This window comes from Tahibacter harae, assembly GCF_024437735.1.
GTDB classification, from domain to species: Bacteria; Pseudomonadota; Gammaproteobacteria; order Xanthomonadales; family Rhodanobacteraceae; genus Tahibacter; species Tahibacter harae.
In genome coordinates this window covers 201,794-204,506 of record NZ_JANFQO010000002.1, presented here as the reverse complement: position 1 = coordinate 204,506, position 2,713 = coordinate 201,794, and the positions used below count along the sequence as shown (strand labels likewise).

The 2,713-nt window shown below is 67.1% G+C and carries 3 protein-coding genes; all 3 read left to right on the top strand.

Annotated features, from left to right (window positions below):
* Positions 1-58 precede the first annotated feature (58 nt).
* Genes NM961_RS02640 through NM961_RS02630 form a run of 3 tightly spaced genes read left to right on the top strand, consistent with a single transcriptional unit; the run spans position 59 to position 2,712 of the window.
* A complete protein-coding gene (locus NM961_RS02640) occupies positions 59-925 on the top strand; it encodes a thioesterase domain-containing protein (RefSeq protein WP_255910968.1) in 867 nt (288 codons plus the stop codon).
* 16 nt (positions 926-941) lie between these two features.
* Positions 942-2,435: an AMP-binding protein gene (locus NM961_RS02635; protein ID WP_255910966.1), complete on the top strand. Its 1,494-nt coding sequence runs from the start codon at positions 942-944 to the stop codon at positions 2,433-2,435.
* A 4-nt stretch (positions 2,436-2,439) separates the two neighbouring features.
* The gene (locus NM961_RS02630; protein WP_255910964.1) at positions 2,440-2,712 is read left to right on the top strand and encodes an acyl carrier protein; all 273 of its coding nucleotides are present in this window, start codon (positions 2,440-2,442) and stop codon (positions 2,710-2,712) included.
* The last annotated feature ends 1 nt before the right edge of the window (position 2,713 follow it).

Sequence of the window (2,713 nt, the reverse complement as noted above, 5' to 3'; positions counted from 1 at the left end):
CTGTGGCGCTGTACACATTCCGTCCTGCACTACGGGACCCACTGACATGAGCCAGACCATGCCTCACCTGCCTACCCTGGTCGAACTGAACCAGTCGACCGCCAACCTGACCATCTTCTGCCTGCATCCGGCCGGCGGCGGCCTCAAGCCCTACGAACTGCTGGCGCAGAGACTCGCCGGCAGCGCCAGGCTGTACGGCCTGGAAGATCCGCTGATCCACGCCGGCGAAACGTTTTCCAGTCTGCCGGCGCTGGCGGAATTCCATGTCGAAGTGATCCGCGCGGTACAGCCCGCCGGGCCTTATCTCCTGTTCGGTTCCTGCTCCGGCGGCCCCATCGCCTACGAGACTGCCTGCCAGCTCAGCCTGGACGGCGACGCAGCGCAGGTGGTGATGTTCGGTTCGCACGGGCTGGTCGGTTTCGATCCGGCCGAGCGCGAGCAATACCTGTTCCTGTGCGATTACCTCCACCGGCGCTTCGAGGTGAATCTGGCCCACCTGGACTGGAGCGCGTTCGAGGCGCTGCCGCTGGCCGAAGTCAGCGCGCGCATCGTGGCGGAGCTGGTGGCGCTGGGCCTGGTGTCCAGCCAGACGGATACGGCCTGGATCCGCCGCTCGCTGGAATCGCTGTGCATGACGCGCAGCGCGACGCGGCGCTACCGCGCGCCGAAATCCCGCGTCGGCGTGGATTTGTACAAGCAGGTGCGCTCGGCCGCGGCCGTTGCCCTCGCCCCGCGCGAATGGTGCGACTGGAACAGCCTCACCAGCGGCCGGCTGCGCGTGTTCGAACACGCGCCGGGCCTGCCCGACGACGCCGACATCCTGGCCGCGCCGCATATCGAGGCCACCCTGGACCAGCTGCACCGCAGCCTGCTGGCGGCCGCACCGTCCGCGGCCGCCGCGCTGCCTGCCGAATCTTTCAATTGACAACGGAATCCGCACCGTGGAATTCACAACGCTTTTGACAACCGCGCGCGCCCATGCCGGCGGCCGCATCGAAGCCCGCCGCAGCGACGGCGAGGACATCGCCGTCGGCTTCGCCGATTTCATCGACAGCGCCGAACGGCTGGCCGGCCGGCTGCGTGCGGCCGGACTGGTGCGCGGCATGCAGATCGGCCTGCAGGCGCCCAATGTTTACGAATACCTGGTCTGGGACCTGGCCGCCGTCGCGCTGGGCGCCGTGCTGCAGGCGGTGCCGGAAGACCTGCCGGCAGACAAGGTGGCGGGCCTGGTGGAGAAGCGCGACGTCGCGCTGTGGGTCTACGAGAAGGCGGAGAACTTCGCCGGCGTGGCCAATGCGGTGCCGCTGGCCGCGGCGCTGGACGGCAGCACGCTGCCGCTGGATGCCGCCGCCGCCGCGCTGGCCGACGCCGACCTGCATTCGCGCGTGTATTCCTCGGGCAGCTCGGGCTATCTGAAAGGGCTCAACATCAGCCGCCGCGGCACCGAAGTGCTGGTATCCGACTTCGTCGCCGCGTTCGGCCTGTGCGCCAGCGACTCGCACCTGATCTTCCTGCCGCTGTCCAACTATCAGCAGCGCCTGTCGGTATACGGCTGCCTGTGGTCCGGCGCGTCGTTCAAGCTGGTGCGGCACACCGCCGTATTCCAGGAGCTGGGCCGCTACAAGCCCAGCTTCATCGTCGCACCGCCGGCGATCTACGAGAACATCTACGCGCAGTACGGCCGCGGCCCCGATGCGAAGGACAAGCTCAACGCCTTCCTCGGCGGCAACATCCGCTTCATGATCACCGGCATGGCGCCGATCCGCGGCGCCATACTCACGGCCTTCAACCAGCTCGGCCTGCGCCTGCTCGAAGCCTACGGTGTGACCGAGACCGGCATGATCGCCTGGAACACGCCGCGCAACCAGCGCATAGGCTCGGTCGGCCTGCCCATCCATCCGGAACAGCTGCATTTCACGCCGGAATCGGAAATCGTGATCCGCCGTCCGCACCCGTTGTCCAAGGGCTATTTCGACAGCAGCGAGAGCGACAGCAGCAATACCTTCCTCGCCGACGGCGCCATCGCCACCGGCGACATAGGCGCGCTGGACGCCGACGGCTATCTCAGTCTCAGCGGACGCAAGAAGGAAATCATCGTCACCAGCGGCGGCACCAAGTTCCATCCCGAGGAAATAGAGCGTTCGCTGGCCTCCATCGAGGTGGTGCGCCATGCCGTGGTGCTGATGTCGCGCAACGACAACCGCCTGGTCGCCGTGCTGGTGGTGCCCGACAGCAAGGACGCTGCCGCGACGCGCCTGGTCGACGACGGCGTGCAGGCGATCAACGCCGCCGCGCCCAGCTACAAGAGCATCCACCGCCGTGTGCTGACCGAGACCTTGCCCAGCATCGAGAACGGCATGCTCACGCGCAATCTCAAGTACGACCGCAAGGGCGTCTACCGCCTGTTCCAGGCCGAAATCGAACAGCAGGGCTGAATCCATGACGACGATACAAGACAACGCCGCGGAACTGCCGGCGCTCATTGGCCTGGTGCAGCAGGTCGCCTACGACCTGCCCGCCGGGTACGCGATCTCGGCCGGTTCGCGCTTCGTGGAAGACCTGGGCCTGGAATCGGTCAACCGGCTGATGCTGATGACCCTGGTCGAGCAGGAGTTCGGCGTCAGCCTGGAGCAGCACATGCCGGCGCTGATCGAACTGCAGACCGTGGGCGACACCGCGCGCTTCATCGGTTCGCTGCGGGCTGGCCGCTGAG